Here is a 25,300-nt window from a genome sequence, read left to right as displayed (position 1 = left end):
ATGCCATTAACTACGCCGCGTTTTTGGTATCAGCGCCGCCGTGGCTGGCAGGCCTGGCTGCTCTGGCCACTGGGCTGGCTTTATGGCTGCGCCGCGACCCTGCATCGGCGCAGTACCCGCCGCTGGCGTTGTTCGGTGCCGGTGCTCTCGATCGGCAACCTCACCCTGGGGGGTACGGGCAAGACCCCTCTGGGGATTGCCTTGGCCCAGGGCCTTGAGGAGCGGGGCTGGCGGGTGGCGGTGCTGCTGCGGGGCTATGGCAGCCGGCGCCGAAACTCGTGCCCCGTTTCTGCGACCAGCTCCTGCGCGGAGGTGGGGGATGAGGCCCTGGAGTACGCCCAAAGCCTCGGAGAGGGTGTGGCCTGGGTGGGCTCGAACCGCTGCCAGAGCGCGGCGTTGGCGGTGGCGGCTGGGGCCACTGTGATCTTGCTGGACGATGGTTTGCAGCACTGGCGTTTGGGCCGTGATTTGGACCTGTCCCTGCTGGATCGAAAGCACGGACTGGGCAACCGTCTGGTGTTTCCGGCGGGCCCGCTACGCGAGCCCCTGGATCAATTTGCCCGGGCCGATGGGCTGGTGTTCACCGGTGCAGAGCCTGTTGAGCCGTTGCCGCCTATCCCCGTGGGTTGGCCGAGCCACAAGCCACGGTTTGATGTGCGCTTCTGTTTGCTGCCGCCACCCCAGCTCCAGCAGGAGCGTCTGTTGGCCTTCTGCGGTATTGGCTTGCCGGAGAAGTTTTTTTCAGGTCTGCGGGCCTGCGGACTCGAGCTGGTGGCAACGGAATCCTTCCCGGATCACCACGTTTATGCTGAATCAGACCTGAAGCGTTTGTTGGATTTGGCCCACGCCAATGGCGCACGGTTGGTCACCACCGTCAAGGATGGCCAACGCCTGCCCCAGCGTTTTCGCCAGGAGGTGAGCTTGGTTTCGCTTCAGGTGGATAGGGCCAGTCTGGCTCCCTTACTGAATTGGCTGGATCAGCGTCTTTGTGCTCTGTCGGGTGTTCGCTTCCATGGCTGATCTGGGACGGCGGCGGGTTTTGTTTGTGGCAGGTGAGGCGTCGGGAGATCTCCATGGCGGCTTCTTGGTGCGCGAGCTGCAGCGCCAAGTGCCGGGGGTAGAGATAGCAGGGGTGGGCGGTGACCAACTGCGCGCCTGCGGCATCGACATCCTGGCCGACGTGCGAGTGCTTTCTGCGGTTGGCTTGGTGGAGATCATCAGCAGTCTTCGCCGTCACCACCGCGTGATGGAGTTGTTGAAGCATCAGATGGACAACCATCGCCCGGATGTGGTGGTGCTGGTTGACTATCCCGGCTTCAATATGTTTGTGGCTAAGGAGGCGAAGAAGCGCGGCATTCCTGTATTTTTCTACATCGCGCCCCAGGTATGGGCCTGGGGCCAGGGAAGGGCCAAAAAGATGGAGCGGCTAATTGAGCGCCTGGCCGTAATTTTCCCGTTTGAGGAGCCCATCTTTAATGCCCATGGCCGCGACTTTGCTCGCTATGTGGGCCATCCACTGGTGGATGAGCTCCAAGTCAGTTGCTCCCGTGAGCAGACGCGGCTTCGCCATGGGTTATCCCTAGAGCAGCCCTTGCTTGTGCTGATGCCTGGCAGTCGCCGGGCTGAGGTGCGGATGCTGTTGCCCGCCATGCTGAAAGCTGCCAACCAGCTCAAACTTGATGGTTGGCAGGTTGTCTTACTTAAGGCGCCCACCATCGATCGCTCCTATTTGGAGCAGGCGAATGGCGGAGAGGCACTGCCGGTTTCCCTAGTTGACGGCGACGCCCATAACCTGCTGCACGCTGCCGATGCTGGTGTGATCGCCTCTGGCACAGCCACGCTCGAGGCGGCCTTGCTGGGCTGTCCCCATGTGATTCTTTATCGCTTCTCCTGGCTCACCTATTTAATTGCCAGGCTGGTAATCGGTCAGCGCTCTATGGGCCTGCCCAATGTTATTCTCGGGCGCCAGTTATTTCCTGAGTTGGTTCAGAGGCATGTGACGGCTGACAAAATAGTGAGATCCCTACGCAGCCTCGACGCTAATCGGGAATTGTTTAATCAATCTGTGCAGGAGTTGCAGGCAACCATGGGGCCTCCTGGTGCATCCAGGCGAGCGGCTGATGAATTAGTGGGTTTGCTTACGTGAGCACGCAAATTTATCAACGGCTGGCTTTTTATGGACGCCGCCATTTGTGGCCGGGCTTTTCTCTAGCCCTATTCTTTAATTTTTTATATGGCGCATCTACCGGCTTCGTACCGCTGGTAATTCGCTATCTTTTTGATGATATATTGCCTTCGAGCGATCGAAGTCGCTTGTACTTAGCGCCTGTAGTTATACTTGTTGTAATAGTGCTTAGGGCGGTGTCTCAATATTTAGGGGCCTATCTAACTGAAACTGTGGGCCAGTCAATCACGGCCGACTTGCGCCATCAACTTGCTGAGCGAATATTGGATTTGCCCCAGTCCTATGTGGATCGCAATTCCTCCACCGTGTTGGTGTCTCGAGTGCTCACTGATGTGTCACTGGTTAAGAGCGGAATTGTTGATGGTTTTTCATCTATATTTAAAGATTCCCTAACTCTCCTGGTTTTAGTTTGCGTGGCCTTTTATCAAGATTGGCTGCTGTCGTTGATCGCTTTCATTCTTTTCCCGTTGGCGATTTTACCGATTCTTAATTCATCTAAAAAAGTCAGGCGTCACTCTAGTAAAGGGCAGCTCAGCTTGGCCAAGCTGGCTTCATTCCTCCAAGAGTCGGTAATCGGTTTGCGGGTGGTCAAGATCTTCGGCATGCAGGCCTATGAGTTGTCGAGGTTTGATCAAGAGAATCAATCGGTTTTAAGGGCCGCCCTAAAGACAACTAGGGCCAAGCTTGCTAACCAGCCCCTAATGGAAGTAATAGGCGCGATTGGTTTTAGTGCGGTTTTGGTGTATGGCGGTGAAAATGTAATTGCTGGCACGCGTACTACTGGCAATTTCTTTGCCTTCCTAACCTCTCTCTATCTGTGCTATGCCCCCTTCAAGGGAATTGCTAGATCAAATTCCACATTGCAGCAAGGCGTCTCTGCTGCCAGTGATTTATTCAATATTCTCGATACCAAGCCTGAGCCTCCTGAGGCTTCCAGTCCCAAGTCCTTAAACAACGTTTCTGAAGGCCTTGTGGCCAGGAATGTCTGTTTTGCTTATGGCGATGATCTGGTTATCGATGACTTGTCTTTAGATCTGCCCTGCGGCAGCACTGTCGCTTTGGTTGGATCTAGTGGTGGCGGCAAAAGTACCATAATTGATTTATTCTGCCGCTTTTACGACCCCAGCTCAGGCGTTATATCGATTGATGGCATTGATATTCGTCAGCTTTCCCTCGCATCGTTGCGCTCCTTGATTTCAGTTGTTGATCAAAATACATTTCTTTTTAACGACACTGTTGCTAATAACATTGCCTATGGATTGGCGTCAGCTTCGGCGCCCCAAATTGAGGCTGCTGCGCGGGCTGCGAATGCACACGATTTTATTATTCAGCTGCCCGAGGGTTATGCCACCCTTATTGGCGAAAATGGCACGATGCTCTCCGGCGGCCAGCGTCAGCGGATTGCAATTGCGCGTGCATTAATTAAGGATGCGCCCTTGCTGTTTTTGGACGAGGCCACCTCTGCCCTCGACTCAGCTTCTGAGCAGGTGGTGCAAGAAGCCCTAGATCGATTGATGGCTGACCGCACCACCTTGGTAGTGGCCCATCGCCTCTCCACCGTGGTTAACGCCGACTGCATTTGTGTGATTGCGGGTGGCCGAGTGGTTGAGGCGGGAAATCACGCCACCCTGCTGGCTCGCGGCGGCCCTTATGCCGACCTATTTTCGACACAATTCGCAAACGCTGACGCGGGATCGCCAGGATGACAGCTACCGCCTCTCAGCCCACCGGTTTTCAGCCTGCCTATGAGCGCCACGATTGGTCCAGCGCCTTTCGCAACGTCGGTGTTGAACTAAGCGACGTTCCCTTGGAACCCGTGCGCGGCACGATCCCGGCCGAGCTCAAAGGCACTTTGTTCCGCAACGGGCCAGGCCGGCTTGAGCGGGGTGGCCAGTGGGTTCATCACCCATTTGATGGCGACGGCATGATCAGCGCCTTCCGGTTCGAAGGGGGGCAAGCCCGACTCACCAACCGCTTTGTGCGCACCGAGGGCTGGCTGGAAGAGGAGCAGGCCGGCCGCTTCGTTTACCGGGGGGTCTTCGGCACTCAGAAGCCTGGCGGGCCACTCGCCAATGCCTTCGATCTGAGGCTCAAAAATATTGCCAATACCCATGTGGTGCAGCTGGGTGACCAGCTGCTGGCGCTCTGGGAAGCGGCCGAGCCCCACGCCCTTGATCCCCGCACTCTCGAGACCAGGGGGCTCTCGCGGCTGGAGGGTCTGCTCAAACCAGGCGAAGCTTTCAGCGCCCACCCTCGCTTCGATCCTGGTCACCACGGCGAGCCCCGCATGGTCACCTTTGGCGTCAAGGCGGGCCCCACCAGCACCATTCGCCTGATGGAATTTGCCAGCGCAGACCAGCCAGATGGTGTGCGCGCCGGCGATCTGGTGGCTGACAGCCGCCACAGCTTCAAAGGATTTGCCTTCCTGCACGATTTCGCAATCACACCCAGCTGGGCTGTGTTTCTGCAGAACGCTGTCGCGTTCAATCCCCTGCCGTTTGTGCTTGGCCAGAAGGGGGCGGCCCAATGCCTGGCTTCCAAGCCCGGCGAAGCCGGCCAGTTTTGGTTGGTGCCCCGCCAGCCGGGTCACCACGCTGGCGCCCGGCCGCTGCTGCTACCTGCTCCTGAAGGCTTTGTGTTCCACCACCTCAATGCCTTTGAGGATCCGGCCACCGGCGAGGTGGTGGTGGATTCGATCTACTACGACGATTTCCCTTCCATAGGCCCCGAGGTTGACTACCGCGAAATCGATTTCGACTCCATACCTGAAGGGCAGTTGCGCCGTTGCCGGATAGACCCCCGCAGCGGCACGGTGCAGAGCGAGTGGCTGGAGCAGCGCTGCTGTGAGTTCGCCATGGTTAATCCGGCAAAGCAGGGCCTAAATGCACGCTTCGCCTGGATGGCTGTAGCGCAGCGAGAGCGGGGTAATGATCCGCTCCAGGCGATTGAGAAGCTCGACTTGCAGACCGGCGAACGCCTGGTTTGGAGTGCGGCCCCCCGCGGTTTTGTCACCGAACCGGTGATGGTGCCCCGCCTAACTGATGGCTCACCCGAAGACAGTTCTGCAGAAGATAGGGGCTGGGTGTTGGTGCCGGTTTGGAACGGGGCTCGCTGCGCTACGGATCTGGTGATCCTCAACGCTGCCGATATGACAGAGCAAGCCGTGCTCGAGCTTCCCCTGGCGATTCCCTATGGGCTGCACGGCAGTTGGTCTGCGACTGCTTGATCAGCTGCCCAGCAGGGCGCGCAGCTGGGGCTCCAGCTGCGCAAAAGCCCGGCCCCTGTGGCCGATCTCGCTTTTGAGGCTTTTGTCCATCTCGGCGTAGGTGAGCCCCGTATGCGGCACAAAGAACACTGGGTCGTAGCCGAAGCCCCCACTACCTTGCGGCGTTGGCAGGATCAGGCCAGCGCAGCGACCCTCCACCTGCAGCCGCACCCTGCCGTTGGGATCGGCCACCGCTAGGGCGGCGATGAACTCGGCGCTGCGGTCGCTAGCGCCCTCCAGTTCTTGCAGCAGCCTGGCGATACGGGCTGCGTCGCTGCTTGCGTAGCGGGCTGAGTGCACCCCTGGCGCGCCGCCTAAGTCATGCACACTCAGCCCTGAGTCGTCGGCCAGGGCCCAGCAGCCGGTGGCGCTGGCCACGGCCACCGCCTTGAGGCGCGCGTTCTCGGCAAAGGTGCTGCCGGTTTCCTCCACCTCCAAGCCATCGGGCTGGGCTTCGATTGCAAGCTTGAGTCCGGCGAGCAGGTGCTGGAACTCGCGCACTTTGCCGGCGTTACCGCTGGCGATCACCAGCTTGCTGACGGGTGAGCAGACCGTATCTGTTGTGTGCATGGCGTCAGACCGACTCCGCCAGCTCGCGCGCCCAGCCCAGCACCTCAGCCACCCGGGCTTCGCTGGGGGCTTCGCAGTAGAGCCGCAGCAGCGGTTCGGTGCCGGAGAAGCGCAACATCAGCCAGTGGCTGGGGCCTAGGCGCAGCTTCACCCCATCGGTGGTGATCACCTCAAGCACGGGGCTGCCGGCCACCTCGCTGGGAGGTGCTGCGGCCAGCTTTGCCTCGAGGCGCTCGCGGGCTGCCATGTCTGGCAGGCGCAGGTCGAGTCGGTCGTAGGCGGCGGCACCACCGCAACGCTGCTGCAGGGCATCGATTCGCTCCCCCAGGGGCACGCCCCCCTCCACCAGCGCTTCGATCAGCAGCAGGGCCGCAAAGGGCGCATCCCGCTCTGGCAGATGCATGCCGAAGCCCACGCCTCCCGATTCTTCGCCGCCCACCAGCACCTCGCCGCTCAGCATCTCTGCAGCTATGTATTTGAAGCCCACGGGCTTTTCCAGCACCTGGCGCTCCAGCCCTTCTGCCACAAGCTGCATCAGGTCGGAGCCGCTTACGGTTTTGATTACGCAGCCCGGCAGCTGGCGGGCCCGGGCCAGGTGGTCGATGAATAGGGGCATCAGCAGCTGGGTGCTGCAGAAGCGGCCGCGCTCATCCACGGCGGCGATGCGGTCGCCGTCACCGTCAAACACGATGCCCATGGCGGGCCGGCCAGCTGCGGTGCTGGCGGTTACGGCCTTGATCAATTCCTGCAGGTAAGGGGCCAGCGGCTCGGGAGGGTTGCCGCCAAATAGGGGGTCCCGGTTTGCCCGAATTTCGCGGATGACGCCACTTGATCTGGCCCCATCGCCCAGCAGGGCCGGCAGCACACCGGCTGCTGAGCCGTGCATTGGATCGACAATCACCGTGAGCCCCAGGCGCTCTAGGCCTGCCGCCAGTGCCGCAGTGTCCACCTTGGTCAGCAGGCCCGCCACGTAGGTGCCAAGGGCATCGAAGCGTTGGGGGTCGCCCGGGATTGGCACGGTGATGCCGCCGGCTTCTAGGCGGGTTTCAACTCGGCGGGTGAAGTCGCCTTCCACCGAGCCGCCGAATGGCCCCTTGATTTTTAAGCCGAGCCATTCCGGCGGGTTGTGGCTGGCGGTGATCACCAGGGCGCCCAGGGCCTGGCGCTCCACCACGGCCCAGCTGCTGGCAGGGGTGGGAGTGGCTGTGGCCGAAAGCAGGGGCTCCAGGCCGCAACCTCTAACGGCGCTGCAGATCGCCTCAGCTAGTTCGGGCGCCAGAAAGCGGCGGTCGTAGCCGATCACCACCTCGCGGCTTTTCAGGCCTTCGGGGGCTGAGTGGGCCAGCTCCCGGGCTGCAGCGGCAGCTACCGGCAGCAGTCGATCCAGGGTGATGTCCACGCCGAGGATGCCGCGCCAGCCATCGGTGCCGAAGGCGATCGGGCTAGCCTCCAGGGGCAGGGGGGCTGAGGCCATGGGGGGTGGGCATGCCGAGCTGGGGCAATTCTGCGGTGCCGGCGGCGCTCCAGCCCTAGCGTCGGCGTCTGTGGACGCCAGCATTGACTTCCCGGCCCCAAATTGAACGTTCAGGGCCCGAGCCGGCTCTCACGGATCGCTTGCTGCGCAGTTGGCTGCGATGCAGGCGCCGCGCCTGGCTGGATCGCTTTGGGGTTGCCAGCGAGCGGCAGTGGAATGCCCACCGGGCCCTGGCCTTGAGCGACCAGCTGCGCAGCTTTCAGACCCTGCTGCCCCAGCGGCCGGGCCACGGCGAGGCGGCCTGCGCCGCAGGGGCGGCTGGGGTGGTGGGCTTGCGGCTGCGGGGGGCTGGTCCCCAGGGAGTGCGATTGGAATCCCATCCCTCCCTGCTGGAGCGCATCGCTGGCCAAAGCCGTTGGGGTGCCTATGCATACCGGCCGGTATTGGCTCGCCAGGGGCGACGTCTAACCCGGGAAGCGCGGGTGGTGCTGGCGCTTTGGGGGCGCCTGTTGGCGGAGCACCAGCAGGCAGCAGTGCCCCATGGTCTGGTGGTGGCCGGTGAAGGCAGGTTCCTGCAGCGGGAGCGCCTGGCATTGGCTAGCGGCCTGCAGCACCAGCTCGATGAGAGCCTGCAGCGCCTGGCGGCTGATCTTGCCCAGTCCACGCCACCGCCCTTGGTGAGCGATCGCAAAAAGTGCACCCTGTGCAGCTGGCGAGGCGTCTGCGATAAGGAGGCCGCCGCCATGGGGCATCTCAGCGAGGTGAGTGGCATCGGCGGTAAGCGCCGCGAGATGTTGCTGGAGCAGGGGGTAACCAGCCTGCCGGACCTGGCTGCCCGCGATCCAGAGCTGTTGGCCGAGGCCCTTGCCGCCTACGGAGAGCAGCATCGCGAGATTGCCGCTGAGTTGGTGGCCCAGGCCCGGGTGCAGGCCTCTGGCCTGCCGCAGCGCCTTGGCCGTGGGCCGGTCTTGCCCGAGTTGGCAACAGCACCTGGTGTGCTGCTCTACGACATCGAATCCGATCCCGATGCCCGCGATGATTTCCTGCACGGTTTTGTGGTGCTGGAGAGCGACGGGGCGGGGGGCTGGCTAGAGCAGTCCACCCGCTACCAGCCCCTGCTGGCCTTGCAGGAGCATGGTGAGCAGCGCCTGTGGCAGCGATTGCAGCGTTTGCTCGCCCGCTATCCCGATTGGCCGGTGCTGCATTACGGCGAAACCGAGGTGATTGGCCTGGTGCGCCTGGCCCAGCGCCAGGGGGCCAGTGAGGCTGAGGTGGCCCGGTTGCGGGGCCGGATGCTGGATGTGCACGCCCGGCTGCGGCGCCACTGGCGTCTGCCGGTGAGCAGCTACGGGCTCAAGGCAGTGGCCGGCTGGCTTGGCTTTGCCTGGAGCCAGAAGGGGGTAGACGGGGCCCGCTGCCTGCTTTGGTGGCGCCAGTGGCGTCAATGGCACCGCCAAGACGGCAGCCGGGGCCAGGCCAGTCGCTATCAGTTGCAGCGGATATTTCTCTACAACCGCGATGACAGCCTGGCCACCTGGGCCGTGGTGCGCTGGCTACTGGCTCAGCCCTGACGCTTCAGCCCTTCAGATTCAGGACTTCAGATTCAGGATTTACGGCCGGCACCGACCGGTGGATCAACGCAGGCTGGCGGGCGAGATAGCTCCAGCAGCGCGCCATCGGGATCGGGGCCGGCGCGCAGGCAGGTTTGTTCAAGCGACTGGCGGCGCACCAGGGCTAGGCCAATCCAGAGGCCATCTTCCAGGGCCAGGCTGGAGGTGATCAGGCCCGCCCGCTGGCTGCTGCTCTCCTCGCCCGTTTTGGCGCCATACAAGACCGTGCCTGGCTCTCCTGGGCCCTGGGTTCCGCGCCAGAACCAGCGCCGCAGCTGTTGTTTAACGCCGTCGTAGGTGGCGAGTTTGGCCAGGGTTTCCTGGCCCACGTAGCAGCCCTTGCTGAGGCTCACCCGATCGGCGAGCCCTACTTCGAAGGGGTTGGTGTCGTCGTTGATCTCCCCTGGGGCCGCCGGCACCCCCTGCTGGATGCGCCAACGCTCCTGTTCCCTGGCCGGCAGGGGCGCTCGATCGGCTAGCCAGGCGGGCAGCTCGGCGTTGGCCAGCAGGACCAACTGGCGGCCTAGCAACCAACCGCTGCCATCTTCCAGAGCAATCCAGTGCCCATCAGCAACCTGGGGCAGGGCGTCGCAGCCATCCCCCAGCGGTGTGATCCAACGCACCGCCGTTACCGGACCCAGTTGCACCCGATCGGCGGGGAACAGCACCCGCTCAAGGGCCTGCCAAAGGGCGGTGCCATCAGCGCCGCGCAGCAGCAGCCAGGCCCCATCCCTATCCACCAACACCTCAGCGAGGGCCCGCAGACGACCGGTGGCGGTGGTGCAACAGCTGGGTATCCAGCTGCCGGCAGGCAAGCCTTCGATTGCGGCGCTGGTTTGGCCGTGTAGAAATCTGCCCGTATCGGGGCCATCCAGGCGGATCAGGCAGCCCGCTTGCTCGCTTCGACACGGGCCGCTGGGCTGCCAGCCCCAGGGATCGGAGCTCATGAGTTGGCCAGGCTCGCGGCGGTGGCAGCCACCTCGTCCAGCAGAAACAGGCTGCGCAGCTCCAGCCCGGCAGCCGTCATCGCCTCGACGCCCCCCTCCTGGCGATCCACGATTGTCACTACTCGGTTCACTGTGTAGCCAGCCTCCCGCAGCTGCTGCACAGCCTTTAGGGAAGAGCCGCCAGTGGTGACTACGTCTTCAAGCACGGTGATGGTGCTGGCCGGTTCCGGCAGCGGCCCCTCCAGCCAGGCACCGGTGCCGTGGCCTTTGGCCTCTTTGCGCACGATCAGAGCATTGAGCTCCCGGCCATCCAAGGCAGCCCTCATCGCCACTGCGCTCACCAGGGGATCTGCCCCCAGGGTGAGGCCGGCCACCGCCCGCGCTTCCGTTTCCACCTGGTCGAGCATCAGGGCGCCGAGCAGGGCCAAGCCGGTGCCACTGAGGCTGACTGGCTTGCAATTGACGTAGTGGTGGCTGCTGCGCCCGGAGGCCAAGGTGAAATTGCCGTGGCGGTAAGCCTGGGTGGCGAGCAGGGGAAGCAGGGTCAGGCGCATCTCTGCGGGGCTGGCAGCCAATGACGTGGCAGCCAGGGAAACGGTCGACAAGATCTGGTGCATTCGCGATTGGTTGACTAGTTTGCGACCATCACGACAGGATCAGCTGCTGGGCTGATGGGATCCATGGCTAACAGCACCAAATTAAGGTCCAATTTTTGTTTCGCCGTAGCCGCAGGGTCCTCTGCCGTAGCCGCATGGTGCTTGGTTGGAGCCTTGGTCTCGGCCCCCGCAGAGGCGGGCCCTGTGGTTTGCACCACCACCTTGGAGGCCCCAACCAGCAGTGGGCAGGCAGTCGATGGGGGAGCTGCCGGACCCGTTGAAGTCACCCGTTGCGGCGTCGTACAGACCACGCCCCAACTGATGGAGCAGCGTTTTTACAGCTACACAGCACCCTTTGCCCGCGGCGTCAGCCTCACCAATCAAATCACCGATCTATTTGGCATCGCCATGGGTGGTGGTGATGGCACCAGGGTGATGGGCTTTGGCTTCCCCGATCAAACGATCATCTGGGATGGCACCGCAGTGGAAAATACCTATCAGGTATTGCTTCAGCAGCAGAGTGATCCCATGCCCTGGCGTACGGGTGATGTGTCCAACGGCTATTCCGGCAGCCTGGGCTCTACTGGCTCCCAGCCTGACGGCCGCGGCTGGCAGGATGGCGGTGCCAGCTACAGCGCTCCAGTGCGCGGCCTCTGGTAGCCCTGCTGGCACGGGGGTCTAGCAATCTGGTGAATGCAGCGAACTCATAATTCGCCTTAGCCGAGTTCGATCCTCGGGACCCCCATTTCACCTTGGTTCAATCAACCCCAGCGGTCTGATTGCCCAGCAACCCCTATCGTTTGAGCACTGATGGCTCTCCTGGCGGGGCTTCCTGTGATTCAAGTCCTGGCGCTGGCCGTTTTGCTGGCTCTGCTGGCTTTTTTTGCCGCTGGGGAATTCGCCCTGATTCGCCTGCGGCCTAGCCGGGTGCAGCAACTGCAGGAGGCGGGTGAGCCCGGTGCCCAAGCCGTTGCCAAGCTGCAACACCGGCTCCGGCGCGTGCTGGTGGCTACCCAGCTGGGTACGGCGCTCGCTTTGGTGGCATTGGGCTGGGCCGGTCGCGGCTTGGCTGAACAGCTGGGTGGGGCCCTGGCAGCCAGCCCTGGGGCCATTCCCCAGGTTTGGCTTGATGCCGGCTTATTTCTTGTACTGGTATTGCTTGCCACCGTGCTGGGCGGCTTACTGCCCAAGGCCTGGGTGTTGCATCGTCCCGAAAGCTCGGCACTGCGACTGGCGCCGTTGTTGGCTGCGGTGAGTCGCAACCTGGCCCCCTTGCTTTCCCTGATAGAGCGCTGCAGCGGCGTGCTGCTGCACCTGCTGGGCTTACCCCGCAACTGGGATGAGCTGGTGCCTGCCTTGTCGGCTGGCGAGCTTGAAACCTTGATCGAAACCGGCAACGTCACGGGCTTAATGCCCGACGAACGCAACATTTTGGAGGGAGTCTTTTCGCTGCGGGACACCCTGGTGCGGGAGGTGATGGTGCCCCGCTCCGGCATGGTCACCCTGCCCCTGGATGTGAGTTTTGCCGAGCTGATGCGCGAGGTCCATGACACCGCCCACGCCCGCTTCCCGGTGATCGGCAGCTCCCTCGACGACGTGCGTGGCGTGCTTGACCTGCGGCGTCTTGCTGATCCCATTGCCAGGGGCCTGCTAAGCGCCGACACTCCCCTGGCTCCCTACATCACCCCCGTGGCGCTGGTGCAGGAGAGCACTTCCCTGGCGGAGCTCCTGCCCCTGATTCGCAGTGGTCAGCCCCTGCTGGTGGTGGTCGATGAGCATGGTGGTACGGAGGGGCTGGTCACGGTGGCCGACCTCACCAGCGAGATCGTTGGCGAGGAAGAAGATTCCCTCGAGGCGGCCCAAGACCTGCAGCAACTCGGCGAAGGCTGCTGGTCGGTGGCAGGGGACCTGGAAATCTTCGAACTCAATAGGCAGCTGGCGTTGCAGTTGCCTGAGGCGGAAGGGCATCACACGCTCGCTGGCTTCCTGCTTGAGCGCTTGCAGCACATTCCCTCGGCCGGTGAAGGTTTGCGCTGGAAGGGCCACCAATTTCGGGTCCTGGCCATGGATGGCCCGCGCATTGAGCGAGTACAGATCGAGCGTCCAGTCGTCGAACCGGAGCGCACCGAGGGCGCCTGATCAGCGGTCTGGGCCCCCGTACCCCCGATAATGGCCACAGTCGAGAGCCCCTGCCTTGAACCCTGTGCGCGTGGGTGTCATCGGCATCGGCAACATGGGTTGGCACCACGCCCGGGTGCTGAGCCTGATCAAAGACGCTGAACTGGTGGGGGTGGCTGATCCAGATGGGAGCCGCGGACAGCTAGCTACCGAGCAGTTTGGTTGTCGCTGGTTCCCCTCCTGCGAGGAAATGTTGCCAGAGGTGGACGCTGTTTGCATCGCCGTTCCCACCCTGCTTCACCATCGCGTTGGCATGGCCTGCCTGAAGGCCGGGGTGCATGTGCTGATCGAAAAGCCGATCGCAGCCAGTCAGGAGGAGGCAGCTGAGTTGATTCAGGCGGCCGAGCAGGCCGGTCGTTTGCTGCAGGTGGGCCACATTGAGCGCTTCAATCCCGCCTTCCGGGAACTGCGCAAGGTTGTGGCTAATGAGGAGGTGGTGGTGCTTGAAGCGCGCCGTCACAGTCCCAACCCAGACCGCGCTAACGACGTGTCGGTGGTGCTCGACTTGATGATTCACGACATCGACCTTGTGCTGGAGCTGGCTGGGGCGCCGGTGATTCGCTTGGCGGCGGCCGGTGGTCGCAGTGCTGAGGGTCCGATCGACTATGTCAACGCCACCTTGGCCTTTGCTAATGGTGTGGTGGCTAGCCTCACGGCCAGCAAGATGGCCCATCGCAAGATTCGCAGCCTTAGTGCCCACTGCCGCGGCAGCTTGGTAGAGACGGATTTTCTTAATCGCACCTTGCACATTCATCGCCGCGCCCACGAGTCGGTGAGCGCAGATCACGGCGAGCTGGTGTACAGGTCAGATGGAGTAATTGAAGAGGTTAGTACCACTTCCATTGAGCCCCTTTACGCCGAACTAGAGCATTTCCTCCAGTGCGTACGGGGTGTTGAGATCCCGGCGGTGGATGGTTTGCAGGCTTCCCGGGCTTTGCAGCTGGCCGACCTGATTGAGCAGTGCGTCGAGCAGCCCAATCTCTGCATGAGCCTGGAAGCGCCGATCTAGGTCGTCGAAGCTGGCGTGGCTATTTCCGGGCTAGTGAGCTGGCGCAGAGCTGCCAGCTGCCAGCGGCGGCAATCAGCTGGCGAAGCCAAATAAAACTGATCCCAGGCATCTGCCTTATGCAGGCCGTATTGGGATTCAGGAATATTGGGGTGGCGTTGTTGCCAGCCGACCCGCACGGCGTGACCGATCACCACGTCTAACACCAGGTCGTCGTCAAATACCACCTCGGGATTAGCACCCATAAAGGTGATCAAGGTGAGCAGGGTTTCCGTGCAGAGCTGGCGATAGTCGGGCGCTTCGATTTTGCTGAGCAGGTGATCGACAAGGGCGGCGAAATTACGTTCGCCAGGTGTCTTTTCACTCAATAGGGGTCCGCTGTCCAGGCGGTTGCGCTTCTCCAGCTTGTCGCCGATGACGATGCCGTGGCAGTGGTGCAGTAGATCCCAGATGCCGGGATAGAAATCGCGGGGCACGCGCCCTAGGGCCCCGAGCCGTAGCCGGTGTTGCAGCCAGCAGCCGCCCTTGGGTAGCTCTGCCAGGGGATCGGGAACGTCCCAACGCACCCTGCCGCTCACATGCAGTTGCTCCTGGCGCTGCAGGGAGGCTTTGGCATGTTCCAGGTCAGCCAGCACGGTCCGCAGCCGGCGCTGGATGGCGTGGGGGGGCTGATCGCAAAGGGCCTCGAAGGCGTCGATGGGGTTGAGCTCGGCTTCGCTGGCCAGTTCGCCGGTGAGCAACAGCAGTAGCTGGCCCAGTTGCAGGGTGAGGCTGCCGCTCAGCAGGGCTGGCTCGTGGCGGGCCAGGCTGTCGAGGGCAAGTAGCAATTCCTGCTGCAGCATCCATTCGCGGCCGTCTTCGCCGCTGAAGCGACGGATCATGGCGGCGATGCTGGCGCTGCCCTGGGGCTCGCTGATGCGCGAATCGCTGGTGTAATTACGTCCCACCACCACCTGCTTCTGGCGCACCAGCAGGTCGGTGAGGGCATCTTCCAGCTGGGGATGGACCAGATCGAGGGCCCCAGCCACCCGCCGCACCACGTTCCAGTCGGCTTCGGCCAGGGCGCGGCGGTAGACCTCCTCCAATAGGTCATGCAGGCGCACTGGTTGGCTGCCGGCCGGTCCCTGCAGCCGGGAGTCGGGACCTAGGCGCCGCACCAGCTGCTCCAGCAGCTCGCCCTGCTCTTCCAGGGAGGAGCTGCGCCAGAGCCGATCGGCGAGTTCGCCAATGCTGATGTCCTCCCGTTCGAGCTCTTGCTCCTCCTTGGCGCTAAGGGGGGTCTGGCTGGTACCAGCCCGCAACGGGGTGGGTATGGGCGCAGGCGGTAGAAGCACGGCCCCCGGCGCTTGGGCGGGCAGCTCTACCCAGCTGCCCTGGTCGATGAGTTCTGCCAGCGGGGCCAGCTGCACGGGGACGCCGTCCAGCAAACCTGCCTGCAACTGCTGCCCCAGCCTCAGGAAGGCATCTGGGTTGGCCTGGAAGGCCCCCTCGGCGATCGGCAGCAGCAGCAGCGGCGAGCCGCTTCCGCGCCAGTGGCGTTGCAACAGGCGCAGTTCGGCGGTCACGGCGTCCACGAGCTGCTCAGGATCGTCTGCCAGGTAGAAGGTGTCTTCCTCCAGCACGGCTGGGAAAAACGCAAAACAGCTGCTTCCTTGCCGGTAAAGGCGAGCCGTAGCCATGGTTTCCATCCGCACCGGTGGATGGCCGCTGAGACCGAGGGCGGGGTTTGCACCTACCTGGGCCATCCGTATCGCCAGCTCCTGGGAGCCGCCGATGCGGATGGCCGTATTGGTGCTGTTGGGGCCATGGGCCAGGGGCAGCCCAGCTGCCTCCAGGCTGGCCGCGATAGCCGCATTGGCTGGCACCAGAGCCACCAGCACTCGGTCGGCGCCGAGAGTGCTGGGCCGGCGTCGCCCGGTTGGATCGAGATCTTCCGGACTGATTAATCCGGCCAGCAACAGGTCGGAGAGCCAGGTGAGGCTCTGGGTCCACAACAAGGGAACGTTGGGGTTGGCCAGCCGGCTCTGGCTGCCGGGCTGTTGCCGTTCGGCTGCGATGGCTGCCTTCGGAACCAGGTAGAGCTCGGGGAGCAGGCCGCCCTCCGCTTGCTCCAGACTCACTTCACGCAGGCGCTGGCGCCATTGGCGGGCCTCCTCCCAGCGCTCCTCACAGCAGGCCGTGATTAGTTCATAAGCCCAAAACAGGGGCCATTCGCATTCGATGTGCTCAAACTGCGCCAGTTCCTCCCGTTCGTAGTGCAGGCGGGTGTGGTCTTCGACCACGGTTTGGTGGCCATCGCGGCGGAAGCGCTTATATCCGTAGGCCCCACCCAGTTCGGCGCGAATCTTGGCGCGGGTGCGCCGCCGCAGCTCTGGGTCGTCCACGGCCCAGGCGGGATAGCCGATCACCGCTAGGCAGGCGCTGTCAACCTCCTTGCTCGCTGATTCCCGCGGCAGCAGGGAGTTTAGAGCCCGGCGCAGCCGCACGATGGCGTCGTGGGGGATCACCAGACAGCTGCGGCCATCACCGTGGGGTCCGTAGAGATCGAGTCCCTCCAGGGATTCCAGAGCGGCCTTGACCAGGCCAATCGAGCTGGCGTTGCGCTCTGGGAGGCCGTGGTTGCCTTTGTCGCCCCTTTCCCAAATGCCGTAGTCGGCTACGCGGTAGGCGCGGGCCACGTAGTACACCAGGTTTTGCACGAAGTCGCGCTCGTGGCTGCTTTGCACCACCACCAGGCCTGAGCGGGTCAGCTGGGCGAGTTGGAGCAGAAACAGCGCCGTGGCATCGAGTTGCAGATGCCCCCAGCCGTCATCGGCCACCACCGCAGCGCCGGTGGCCGTGTCGAACTTGGCGTGGATGGCATGCAGGCGATGCAGGCTGTGCTTGAAGCGCTCCACCTTCGGGGCCTGGCGCAGCATGGCGTTGAGCAGGCCGCGCATCAGTTGCAGCACCCTCGCTTCAAGCTCATATACGCGGCGACTGGCCCCCCGCAGGCGGCGATGGGCCAGGGCAAGTCCCCAGACGCATTGGATTGAATAAACGCAGTCGCGCACCCAGGCGTCTGCGTAGTTGCCGTGCACGGTATGGGCGGTGCTGGCGGGCAGCAGTCCCGTAATCGGGTGTTGGCGGCTCAACACCACCCGATCAATCTGACTATCCAGGTCCTGCAGCAGGGCCCAGGCCTGAGCCGGATCCAAGGCGGCTGAAACGGTGGGTTCCGGCGGTTGGGCCGGATTGTTCAGTGGCAGGGATTGCGCCATGAATGTCCCTATGCCAGTGGTAGGCCAGCCATATATTCTCCACCCCCACCTCACCCCCTGATGGCATCAACAGCAACTGAGCCACTGCGCACCAGGGTTCTGGGGGTGCCGGTGAGCGTGTGTCCAGATGTGTTTGCAGCGGCCTTGGCCCTGCGGCAGCGCAGTGGTGGGCAGATCGTCACCCTCAATGCTGAGATGACAATGGCGGCAAAGGCCGATCCAGCCTTGGGGGCTGCCATCGCCGCGGCGGCCCTGGTGATTCCGGATGGTGCCGGCGTGGTCTGGGCCCTAGGCCGCCAGGGCTACCGGGTGCGGCGTAGTCCTGGGATTGAGCTGGCCCGTGATTTGCTCACTCACGCGGCTTCCCATGGCTGGAGGGTGGCTTTGGTGGGGGCCTCACCGGAGGTGATGGAGCAGCTCACCGCGCGCTTGCGCCAGGAGCTTCCCGGGCTAAAGCTGGTGCTCCATGCCCATGGCTACCAACCGGCTGAAGCCTGGCCTGGCCTGGAGCAGCAGCTGCTGGCGGCTCGGCCCGATCTGGTGCTGGCGGCCCTAGGCGTACCCCGCCAGGAAACCTGGATTCAGCAGCTGCCTGGGCGCAGTGGCGGCCTCTGGATGGGTGTGGGCGGCAGCTTTGACGTTTGGGCTGGGGTCAAAAAAAGAGCCCCCGCTTGGATGGGAGCCCTGCAGATCGAATGGTTGTACCGGCTGATGCAGGAGCCCAGTCGCTGGCGCCGCATGCTCTCTCTACCCAAATTTGCCTGGGAGGTGCTCAGGCAGGGCTGAGGGCGGATTCAGCGAAAGCCGACGGAGGCTTGCCACACGAAGGCAAGCAGCAGAAAGAACAGGGGAATGATCGGCAGGATGTCGACCAGTGGTCCGAAGGCTTGGTAGGCCTCGGGGAGTTGGGCCAGGGTTTGCAGGGCGTAGGAAGCCATCCCGGAATTCACTGAGCTAGGGGCGGACGTTACCACGTGTGGGCGGCTGGGGAGTCCGGTTCCCAGGGAGCGAAATCCTCTGCAAAACAGCCGTCGCGGATGGCCTGCCCCATGGCGGTTGAGAAGCGCACCAACTGGGTGATGTTGTGCAAGCTCAACAGAATCTTGCCCAGCAGCTCCTCGCTCTTGATTAGGTGGTGCAGGTAGGCCCTGCTGTGCTGGCGGCAGGCTGGGCAGGGGCAGCTGGCATCCATGGGGGTGTGGTCGTGGCGGAAGCGGGAGTTCTTGAGGTTCCAGCGTTCGCCGCCCACCAAGGCCGCGCCATGGCGGCCGAGGCGGGTGGGAATCACGCAATCAAACAGGTCGAAGCCGTTGGCCACGGCGATGGCCATTTCCCGCAGGGTGCCTATGCCCATTAGGTAGTGGGGCACGGCATCAGGCAGCAGCGGCCCCAGCTGGCGCACGATCCGGTGCATTTCGTCGGTGGGCTCGCCGACACTCACGCCGCCCACTGCTATCCCGGGCAGGCCCATGGAGGCCACCACCTGGGCCGACTCCTGGCGCAGGTGGGGGAAGCAGCCCCCTTGGACGATGCCAAACAGGGCCTGGTCGGCCTTGGTGTGGCTGGTGATGCAGCGCTCCAGCCAGCTGTGGGTGCGCCGGCAGGCGGCGGCTACGTCTGCCTCACTGGCGGGATAGGGGGGGCATTGGTCGAAGGCCATGGCCACATCGGCCCCCAGGGCCATCTGGATCGCCATCGAGCGTTCGGGGGTGAGCTCGATGCGGGCGCCGTCGCGCGGGGAGCGGAACACCACGCCGTGGTCGTCGATGGTGTTGATATCGCCGAGGCTGAAAACCTGGAAGCCGCCGGAATCGGTGAGCATCGGCCCGTCCCAAGCCATGAAGCGGTGTAGCCCCCCGGCATCCGCCACGATCTGCTCGCCCGGCTGCAGATGGAGGTGATAGGTGTTGGAGAGCACCATCTGAGCGCCGGTGTCCCGCAGTTGGGATGCCGTAACCCCTTTCACCGTGGCCAGGGTGCCCACGGGCATGAACCGGGGCGTGGTGACAACGCCATGGGGGGTGTGAAAGCAGCCGCAGCGGGCCCGGGTGCGGCTGCACTGGGCCGTGATGTCGAAGGAGAACGCTGGTGGGAAGCTGATTGCGCCGAACAGGTGCTGTTCCGACGCTAGGTGTCGCTTGCTAAAGCCCGTGCCGAAGTCTTTTTCTGGGCCGATTCCCGGCTGGTTGGGCGATCTGGCCGGTGCCTGGGTGTTTTATTCGGTGCTGCCCGCCTGGCCAGGAGTGCCGCCGCGCTTTGAGCGCATTGCCCGTTTCGCTCCCCTGATCGGCCTGGTGCTTGGCGGGCTGCAGGGCCTTTTCTGGTGGCTTGCCGCTGGCTGGCTGCCCCTTGGAGCCCAGGTGGCCTTGGTGCTGGCCCTTGGGCTGGTGCTCACCGGTGGCTTGCACGTTGATGGCGCAATGGATACGGCCGATGGCTTGGGCGCTGGCCCTAGGGCCTTGGAGGCGATGGCAGATAGCCGGGTGGGCGCATCGGGGGTGCAGGCCTTGGTGGTGGTGCTACTGCTCAAGGCAGCAGCCCTGCTTTGCCTAGGGGCCGCTGCCCCGCTGGCCTTGCTCTGGTCTGCTTACTGGGGCCGGGTGGCACCGCTTGTGGCCATGCAGTGGTTTCCATATTTGAGGCAGCAGGGCAGTGCTGCTTTTCACCGGCAGCACTGGCGTGGTCTGGCCGCGGAACTGGTGCCGGCCCTGCTGGTGTTCTCCCTGGCCCTGGGGCTAGCGGCCTGGACCCGCGGGCCCTGGCCCCAGGGGCTGGGTTTGCTGCCAGCGGTGCTCGTGCCCCTATGGCTCGGCCGCCGGCTCGGCGGCCATAGCGGCGATAGCTACGGAGCCTGTGTCGAATGGACCGAAGCCCTGGCCCTGCTGCTCATGGGCCTGCTGCTGGGCTTGGGGCCGCGGCTGGCAACCTGAGGCAAAAGGCGTTGCCCCGCTCGGGCAGTTGCCGGGCAACGGCTGCCGGCGGCAACACCAGGTTGAGCTCGCCACCGAGGCTGCGGGCCAGATCCCTGGCCAGAGCCAGTCCCAGCCCCGTCCCCGGCCGCCCCTGCCCCTGCCGCCCCCGGAAACCTTGCTCAAAGATGGCCTGGCGCTCGTTTTCGGCAATCGGCTCGCCGCCATCCCACACCGTCAGTTGCCAGTCCCCTGACGCCAGGGCTTGGCAGTCCAGGCCGATGGCCGTGCCGCTAGGGCTATATCGAAAGGCGTTGTTTAGCAGGTTGGCCAAAATTTCCGCCACGGCGCCACTGTCCCCGTGCCAATTGGGCAAGCAGGATGGCGGATGCCAGGGGCGGCCCTGCAGAGAGGCCGTCGCGGCAGCTCGCTGCACCAAGGGCTCAAGCCAGTCGAGCAGGGGCTGGCCCTCGGGCCCCACCAGCCCAGGGGGAAGTAGCAGGGGCGGCGCCGCTTCGCCGCCGACGGCGGCTTGTTCGTGGCGGCCCAGCTGGCTGAGGGCATCCACGTAGCGGTTGAGCTGGCGCTCTTCCGCCAGCAAGCCTTCCACTAGGGGTCGGTTCTGCTGGTCTTGTTCGAGGCGCCGCAGCAGTAGTTGGCCGAAGGTGCGTAGGGCGGCGAGGGGGTTGCGCAGCTGGTGCAACAGCAGGCCCAATTCGGCTTGCTGTTGCTCGAGGGTCTGCTGCAACTGCTGTTGTTCCAGATCAAGGCAGAGCGCTTCGGTAAGACAGAGGGCGACGGCTTGGAGCCGCTGCCCGAGGCTGTCTGGCCAGGGCACCACGCTGGTTTCCACCTGGATCGCGCCCAGCAGCACCCTTTGGTGGCGCAGCGGCAGCCAGCGCCGCTCCTCGGCGGGCAGGCTCAGCGGGCTGCCAGCTTCCACCGCAGGCAGGGCGCGGCCGTCACTTGGCCACTGACCAATCGGTACAAGGATTGGGGCGTTGGCTTCGCCGGGCTGGGTGACGTAAACCACCAGGGAGCTGAGGTCGCTGCGATCAGCGAACTGGGCTAGCTGGAAGCGCAGTAGGGCGAGAAAGCGGTTGGAGACTTGCATCTGCTGCCCTCAGCCCTGGCCGTGTTCCAAAAAGTTTGGATAAGGCGTGGGAAAACCAGAAAAAAGTCTTAAGATGAGCGGTATCGACCAATACGGCGCGGTCCGCAAGCGGGCAGCGGTTCGTCGTCGTGACGCCCTCACCCTTTGTTGCCCATTTCGGCAATTCAGGCTACAGCAGTGACAGATCCGACTTACGCCGATCTTGCTTCCTGTTGTTCTGCACCCCGAATGGGCGGGGTGTGGCGTCACTGACCCCTGGGCCTGCTGACTCTCTCGGACAACAGAACGTTTGGGCGTCGCCCTGCTCTCCGAATTTTGGGGGGTGCGGGTGGGCTGAGTCACGGACCCTGCGCATGTTTTGCGCTCCCACTGTCCGTTCCCCCTCCGGTTTCTCTTCCTCCTCTTAATTCCTCCTTCTCGGGAGCAGTTCAATGTCCAAAAAGCGCAAGCGGATTAGCCGTCGCCGGCTCGCAGGCCAGCGGGTGCTGGCGCATGTCCCCACCTTTAATCTCGAGACCGGCTCCCACAAGCCGGTCACGGCAGCACGCCGCTTCATTGCTGAGGAGCTGTTGGTGCCCCCAGCAATTCTCAACGTGCGCCGCAACGAGCACACCACTGATCGCTTCTTCTGGGGCGAAAAGGGCCTGTTCAGCGCCCAATACGCCGAGGAAAACCATTTCCTGTTTCCCTCACTGCGCACGATCGTCGACCGCATCGGTGAGGAGGTGCTTTTCGAAGGCATCGAAGCCCTCGCCGCCGACGACTGGGAAGAAATGGAGGAGTACGAATACGCTTTCGTCTGAGCTTGGCTTTGCCCTGGCGTAACTCAGGTGGGCCCCTGGTTGTTCAGCATGACCACTGGCCCGCCAAGTAGCTCCTCAGGGCAGGAAACAGGCCGCTGTCAATTGTGTGGCCGCCTTTAAAGCCAATCAGTTCGGTGTCGATGCCACCGAGTTGCAACTGCTCTTTCAGGGCCTCACTGGCTCCGTAGGGCACCACAGGATCCTGTTCGCCATGGGTGAGCAGGATTTTTGGCAGGGATGCTGCGGTTGGTTGCCAGCCGGGATGGGGGTAGCCGCTGCAGCCGATCAGAGCGGCCAGGGGGAGGCCGCTGCCGGCTGTGGCCACATCAAGGGCCATTGCTGCGCCTTGGGAGAAGCCCAGCAGAGCCGTTTGCTGCAGGGGCACCTCTACGGCTAGGGCCTGGAGCCGCTCTAGGAGCTGGGTTCGAGCGGCAGGCAGCTGGGGCCAATTTGGCTGTTGCAGGTCGTACCACTGCCGGCCGCTACCGCTTGGATGCGGCAGTGGTGCCCGCAGGGCCACCACGCTCACCGCTGGCCCCACCAGCAACTCGGCCAGGTCGAGCAGGTCGTCGGCATCCGCTCCCCAGCCGTGCAGCAGCACAAGGCGCCGGTCGCACAGGTCCGGGCCACTGCGGATTAGTTGGTCGTTGGGCCGGCTGGTTTGGCTGCTCATGACGGGGGATCTGTTGCTGCGTAGGTTGGCCCTAAACCTGCACGTTTGGCAGCCATGGCCCCCACGGCCCTTCTCAGCGTCTCCAATAAGGAGGGCCTGGTGCCCTTGGCCGAGGGGCTGCTGGAGGCTGGCTATCAGTTGATTTCTAGTGGTGGCACCGCTGCGGCCCTCAAGGCGGCCGGGCTTGAGGTCACCAAGGTGGCGGAGCACACCGGCGCCCCTGAGATCTTGGGCGGCCGGGTCAAGACCCTGCACCCACGCATCCATGGGGGCATCCTGGCCCGCCGCTGCGAGCCCAGCCACCAGGCTGATCTGGAGGCCCAGGGCATTGCGCCGATCGACGTGGTGGTGGTCAACCTCTACCCATTTCGAGAAACCGTTGCCAACCCGGAGGTGGCATTCGATACCGCCATCGAGAACATCGATATCGGCGGCCCGGCCATGGTGCGGGCAGCGGCCAAAAATCACGCCGATGTGGTGGTGCTGACCAGCCCCAGCCAATACGGACCCTTCCTTGAGTCTCTGCGCACCGGAGCCATAAGCGCCGCCCTGCGGCGCCAGCTGGCGCTGGAAGCTTTCCAGCACACCGCTAGCTACGACACGGCGATCAGCAGCTGGCTGGCAGGCCAGCTAGCCGGCGTAGTCGAGGTCCCATCTGCGGTCCCATCAGCGGTGGCGGCGCCCCTGCGACTGGAACTGCCCGCTCGCCAGAGCCTGCGCTACGGCGAAAACCCCCACCAACAGGCCACCTGGCACAGCGAGCCCGCTGCCGGCTGGGGCGCCGCGGTGCAACTGCAGGGCAAGGAGCTCAGCTACAACAACTTGATCGATCTCGATGCGGCCCTAGCCACCGTGCGGGAGTTTGGCTACGGCCCCGGAGCCCAGCCCGCGGCGGTAGTGGTCAAGCACACCAACCCATGCGGCGTGGCCATCGGCCACAACGGCGCCGCTGCCCTCAGCCGGGCCCTTGACGCCGATCGGCTTTCAGCCTTCGGCGGCATTGTGGCTATCAACTGTGTGGTGGATCTAGCCACCGCCGAATTGCTGACCAGCCTGTTCCTTGAATGTGTAGTGGCGCCTGGCTTTGATGGACCGGCATCGGAGCGGTTGGCGACGAAAGCCAATCTGCGCCTGTTGGAATTGAATCCTGCGGCGATCGCTCTAGCGTCCAGGCGCCAGCTGCGCACCCTGCTGGGCGGGGTACTGGTACAGGAGCTAGACGATCAACCGGTTGATGGAGCGGCCTGGCAGGTGGTGAGCGAACGCCAGCCCACAGCCCAGGAGCTCGACGACCTCGGTTTTGCCTGGAAGCTGGCCCGCCACGTGCGCTCCAATGCCATCACCGTGGCTAAGGGTGGTCAAAGCCTGGGCATTGGCGCCGGCCAGATGAATCGGGTTGGCTCGGCCAGGCTGGCCTTGGCAGCGGCCGGGGATCGGGCCCGGGGCGCGGTGCTTGCTAGCGATGGCTTCTTCCCCTTCGATGACACCGTGCGGCTGGCCGCTGGTCAGGGCATCACTGCTGTGATTCAGCCTGGCGGCAGCGTGCGCGACGCCGATTCGATCACTGCCTGCAATGCCCTTGGCTTGGCGATGGTGGTAACCGGTCGCCGTCATTTTCTGCATTAACGCCCTTGCTGGGGCGCAGTGAGTTGTAGTTTCGATTCATAAGTCCTGTTCTGCTGCGCACTTGCCGCAGCCATCCTTTGGCCCCTTCTGACGCCCTGCCCGAAGCCCTCGCCTACAACCTCAACTTCCTCCATCCCCTGTTGATGCTGGGTCTGCTGGCCCTCTCCAGCTACGGGATGCTGCTTGGCATCAAGGCAAAGAAAACCCGCACCGCGGATGCTGAGACCCGCAAGCAGCTGATCAAGGGGCAGTTTGCTAAGCGCCATTTCCAGATCGGCAGCCTGATCCTGGCGCTCACCGTGCTGGGCACCTTTGGCGGCATGGCCGTTACCTATCTCAATAACGGCAAATTATTTGTAGGCCCCCACCTGCTTGTGGGCATTGGCATGACCTGCTTGATCGCCCTGGCGGTATCGCTTACCCCCCTGATGCAGCAGGGCAATCTGATCGCCCGCAAGGTCCATGTGGGCCTCAACATGGCAATGATGACCCTGTTCCTGTGGCAGGCGGTAAGTGGCTTTCAGATCCTCAATAAAATCTGGGAAAACCGCCCTGCTTGATGAGGGTTAGGCGAGGTTCCAAATTTGAAAGACAGCCCAGTTGATTTAGAACTGGGCGCTTCGCCGGGGCGGGCACTCAAGATCGTGGCTGCCGTGAAAATCTTCCTGCACCTTCCAGGTGAGGCGGCGAGAGATCTGCCTCACGATCTGACGCAGCAGGTGGTCGCCGCTCGACTGCACCAGCCCGTCAGGCAGCAGGGTGATCACCCCGGGTAGGCGCACCCAGACGCTCAAGTCGAGCTCCCAGCGCACCAAAGTTTGGAGCCGGGGATCGTTTGAAGCGACGGCAGCATCGTTGGCTTGGTCCAGTTGCAGCGAGGCGTTGAACTCGACGTCGTAAAGCCCTTCAAGCTTGGGATCGCCGCCGGGGTGGGGCACGGTCAAGATTCGGTACAGTCCCTGGTCTTGGGGCAGCAATTCCAGGCCGATGGTGGGCTCCACCTCGAAGCCGAAGTTGCCAAAGGTGCCCAAAGTCAGGGCGTAGCCCCGCGTGCCCAGGGCTTCCACACTCATCGGGGCAGCGC

The 25,300-nt window shown here is 63.6% G+C and carries 23 protein-coding genes and 1 tRNA gene; 14 read left to right on the top strand and 10 right to left on the bottom strand.

Annotated elements, in window-relative coordinates; genetic code table 11:
* From lpxK to KBY75_RS00105, 4 genes are read left to right on the top strand one after another with little or no spacing between them, the layout of a single operon-like run.
* Window positions 1-1,020: a tetraacyldisaccharide 4'-kinase gene (gene lpxK, locus KBY75_RS00120; protein WP_255022505.1), complete on the top strand. Its 1,020-nt coding sequence runs from the start codon at window positions 1-3 to the stop codon at window positions 1,018-1,020.
* Window positions 1,013-2,146 (top strand): lipid-A-disaccharide synthase, encoded by a 1,134-nt coding sequence (gene lpxB, locus KBY75_RS00115; protein ID WP_255022504.1) that lies wholly within the window; start codon window positions 1,013-1,015, stop codon window positions 2,144-2,146. The genes lpxK and lpxB overlap by 8 nt, the downstream gene beginning before the upstream one ends.
* Window positions 2,143-3,891 (top strand): ABC transporter transmembrane domain-containing protein, encoded by a 1,749-nt coding sequence (locus tag KBY75_RS00110; RefSeq protein WP_255022503.1) that lies wholly within the window; start codon window positions 2,143-2,145, stop codon window positions 3,889-3,891. Before lpxB ends, KBY75_RS00110 begins: the two co-directional genes overlap by 4 nt.
* A complete protein-coding gene (locus KBY75_RS00105; RefSeq protein WP_255022502.1) occupies window positions 3,888-5,411 on the top strand; it encodes a carotenoid oxygenase family protein in 1,524 nt (507 codons plus the stop codon). The genes KBY75_RS00110 and KBY75_RS00105 overlap by 4 nt, the downstream gene beginning before the upstream one ends.
* Here KBY75_RS00105 and rdgB read toward each other — a convergent pair whose 3' ends face one another.
* Together rdgB and KBY75_RS00095 are read right to left on the bottom strand one after the other, a co-directional pair.
* Complete coding sequence (gene rdgB / locus KBY75_RS00100) at window positions 5,412-6,020, bottom strand: RdgB/HAM1 family non-canonical purine NTP pyrophosphatase (protein ID WP_255022501.1); 609 nt, start codon at window positions 6,018-6,020, stop codon at window positions 5,412-5,414.
* A gap of 4 nt (window positions 6,021-6,024) precedes the next feature.
* On the bottom strand, window positions 6,025-7,494 hold the full coding sequence (locus tag KBY75_RS00095; RefSeq protein WP_255022500.1) for a phosphoglucomutase/phosphomannomutase family protein: 1,470 nt from the start codon (window positions 7,492-7,494) through the stop codon (window positions 6,025-6,027).
* An 83-nt stretch (window positions 7,495-7,577) separates the two neighbouring features.
* On the opposite strand from KBY75_RS00095, the gene KBY75_RS00090 reads away from it, so the two are divergent.
* Window positions 7,578-9,065 (top strand): TM0106 family RecB-like putative nuclease, encoded by a 1,488-nt coding sequence (locus KBY75_RS00090; RefSeq protein ID WP_255022499.1) that lies wholly within the window; start codon window positions 7,578-7,580, stop codon window positions 9,063-9,065.
* Window positions 9,066-9,097: 32 nt separating this feature from the next.
* On the opposite strand, the gene KBY75_RS00085 is transcribed toward KBY75_RS00090, so the two are convergent.
* Together KBY75_RS00085 and pyrE are read right to left on the bottom strand one after the other, a co-directional pair.
* Entirely contained in the window at window positions 9,098-10,051 is a 954-nt protein-coding gene (locus tag KBY75_RS00085) for a folate-binding protein YgfZ (RefSeq protein ID WP_255022498.1), read from the bottom strand.
* Window positions 10,048-10,605, bottom strand: coding sequence for an orotate phosphoribosyltransferase (pyrE, locus tag KBY75_RS00080; RefSeq protein WP_255022497.1), 558 nt, complete (start codon window positions 10,603-10,605; stop codon window positions 10,048-10,050). The genes KBY75_RS00085 and pyrE overlap by 4 nt, the downstream gene beginning before the upstream one ends.
* A gap of 216 nt (window positions 10,606-10,821) precedes the next feature.
* Between pyrE and KBY75_RS00075 the strand changes: the two genes are divergently transcribed.
* The 4 genes from KBY75_RS00075 to KBY75_RS00060 all read left to right on the top strand — a co-directional run bounded on the left by KBY75_RS00075 (window position 10,822) and on the right by KBY75_RS00060 (window position 13,834).
* Window positions 10,822-11,307 carry an Occludin/ELL family protein gene (locus KBY75_RS00075; RefSeq protein WP_255022496.1) on the top strand — a complete coding sequence of 162 codons (486 nt, stop codon included), beginning with the start codon at window positions 10,822-10,824 and terminating at the stop codon, window positions 11,305-11,307.
* 12 nt (window positions 11,308-11,319) lie between these two features.
* Window positions 11,320-11,392, top strand: a tRNA-Ile gene (locus tag KBY75_RS00070).
* A gap of 92 nt (window positions 11,393-11,484) precedes the next feature.
* On the top strand, window positions 11,485-12,786 hold the full coding sequence (locus KBY75_RS00065; protein ID WP_255022690.1) for a hemolysin family protein: 1,302 nt from the start codon (window positions 11,485-11,487) through the stop codon (window positions 12,784-12,786).
* A 55-nt stretch (window positions 12,787-12,841) separates the two neighbouring features.
* Window positions 12,842-13,834 (top strand): Gfo/Idh/MocA family protein, encoded by a 993-nt coding sequence (locus tag KBY75_RS00060; RefSeq protein ID WP_255022495.1) that lies wholly within the window; start codon window positions 12,842-12,844, stop codon window positions 13,832-13,834.
* On the opposite strand, the gene KBY75_RS00055 is transcribed toward KBY75_RS00060, so the two are convergent.
* On the bottom strand, window positions 13,831-17,091 hold the full coding sequence (locus tag KBY75_RS00055; RefSeq protein ID WP_255022494.1) for a glycoside hydrolase family 15 protein: 3,261 nt from the start codon (window positions 17,089-17,091) through the stop codon (window positions 13,831-13,833). The two genes, KBY75_RS00060 and KBY75_RS00055, sit on opposite strands and share 4 nt — an antisense overlap.
* A 60-nt stretch (window positions 17,092-17,151) precedes the next feature.
* Between KBY75_RS00055 and KBY75_RS00050 the strand changes: the two genes are divergently transcribed.
* Window positions 17,152-17,877: a WecB/TagA/CpsF family glycosyltransferase gene (locus KBY75_RS00050; protein ID WP_255022493.1), complete on the top strand. Its 726-nt coding sequence runs from the start codon at window positions 17,152-17,154 to the stop codon at window positions 17,875-17,877.
* 8 nt (window positions 17,878-17,885) lie between these two features.
* Here the strand turns inward: KBY75_RS00050 and KBY75_RS00045 are convergent, their stop codons facing one another.
* Complete coding sequence (locus KBY75_RS00045) at window positions 17,886-18,029, bottom strand: photosystem II reaction center protein K (RefSeq protein WP_254935149.1); 144 nt, start codon at window positions 18,027-18,029, stop codon at window positions 17,886-17,888.
* Window positions 18,030-18,058: 29 nt separating this feature from the next.
* Window positions 18,059-19,192: a tRNA guanosine(34) transglycosylase Tgt gene (gene tgt / locus KBY75_RS00040; protein WP_255022689.1), complete on the bottom strand. Its 1,134-nt coding sequence runs from the start codon at window positions 19,190-19,192 to the stop codon at window positions 18,059-18,061.
* Window positions 19,193-19,241: 49 nt separating this feature from the next.
* Here tgt and KBY75_RS00035 point away from each other — a divergent pair, with 49 nt between their 5' ends.
* Complete coding sequence (locus KBY75_RS00035; RefSeq protein WP_255022492.1) at window positions 19,242-20,021, top strand: adenosylcobinamide-GDP ribazoletransferase; 780 nt, start codon at window positions 19,242-19,244, stop codon at window positions 20,019-20,021.
* Here KBY75_RS00035 and KBY75_RS00030 read toward each other — a convergent pair.
* A complete protein-coding gene (locus KBY75_RS00030; RefSeq protein ID WP_255022491.1) occupies window positions 19,978-21,114 on the bottom strand; it encodes a sensor histidine kinase KdpD in 1,137 nt (378 codons plus the stop codon). The genes KBY75_RS00035 and KBY75_RS00030 overlap by 44 nt on opposite strands.
* A gap of 431 nt (window positions 21,115-21,545) precedes the next feature.
* Between KBY75_RS00030 and KBY75_RS00025 the strand changes: the two genes are divergently transcribed.
* Window positions 21,546-21,917 (top strand): DUF3155 domain-containing protein, encoded by a 372-nt coding sequence (locus tag KBY75_RS00025; RefSeq protein WP_106632267.1) that lies wholly within the window; start codon window positions 21,546-21,548, stop codon window positions 21,915-21,917.
* A 43-nt stretch (window positions 21,918-21,960) separates the two neighbouring features.
* Here the strand turns inward: KBY75_RS00025 and KBY75_RS00020 are convergent, their stop codons facing one another.
* Window positions 21,961-22,590 (bottom strand): alpha/beta hydrolase, encoded by a 630-nt coding sequence (locus tag KBY75_RS00020; protein ID WP_255022490.1) that lies wholly within the window; start codon window positions 22,588-22,590, stop codon window positions 21,961-21,963.
* A gap of 54 nt (window positions 22,591-22,644) precedes the next feature.
* Between KBY75_RS00020 and purH the strand changes: the two genes are divergently transcribed.
* Together purH and KBY75_RS00010 are read left to right on the top strand one after the other, a co-directional pair.
* Window positions 22,645-24,216, top strand: a complete 1,572-nt coding sequence (gene purH / locus KBY75_RS00015; protein ID WP_255022489.1) for a bifunctional phosphoribosylaminoimidazolecarboxamide formyltransferase/IMP cyclohydrolase — start codon at window positions 22,645-22,647, stop codon at window positions 24,214-24,216.
* Window positions 24,217-24,311: 95 nt separating this feature from the next.
* A complete protein-coding gene (locus tag KBY75_RS00010) occupies window positions 24,312-24,776 on the top strand; it encodes a DUF4079 domain-containing protein (RefSeq protein WP_106632269.1) in 465 nt (154 codons plus the stop codon).
* Between the two features lie 45 nt (window positions 24,777-24,821).
* Here KBY75_RS00010 and KBY75_RS00005 read toward each other — a convergent pair.
* The coding region (locus KBY75_RS00005) for a DUF1997 domain-containing protein (RefSeq protein ID WP_255022488.1) at window positions 24,822-25,300 on the bottom strand (479 nt) is incomplete at its 5' end.

This window comes from Cyanobium sp. T1G-Tous (assembly GCF_024345455.1).
GTDB lineage: Bacteria > Cyanobacteriota > Cyanobacteriia > PCC-6307 > Cyanobiaceae > Cyanobium_A.
The sequence above is the reverse complement of the archived record's forward strand: the minus strand, read 5'-3'. Positions and strand labels throughout refer to the sequence as shown.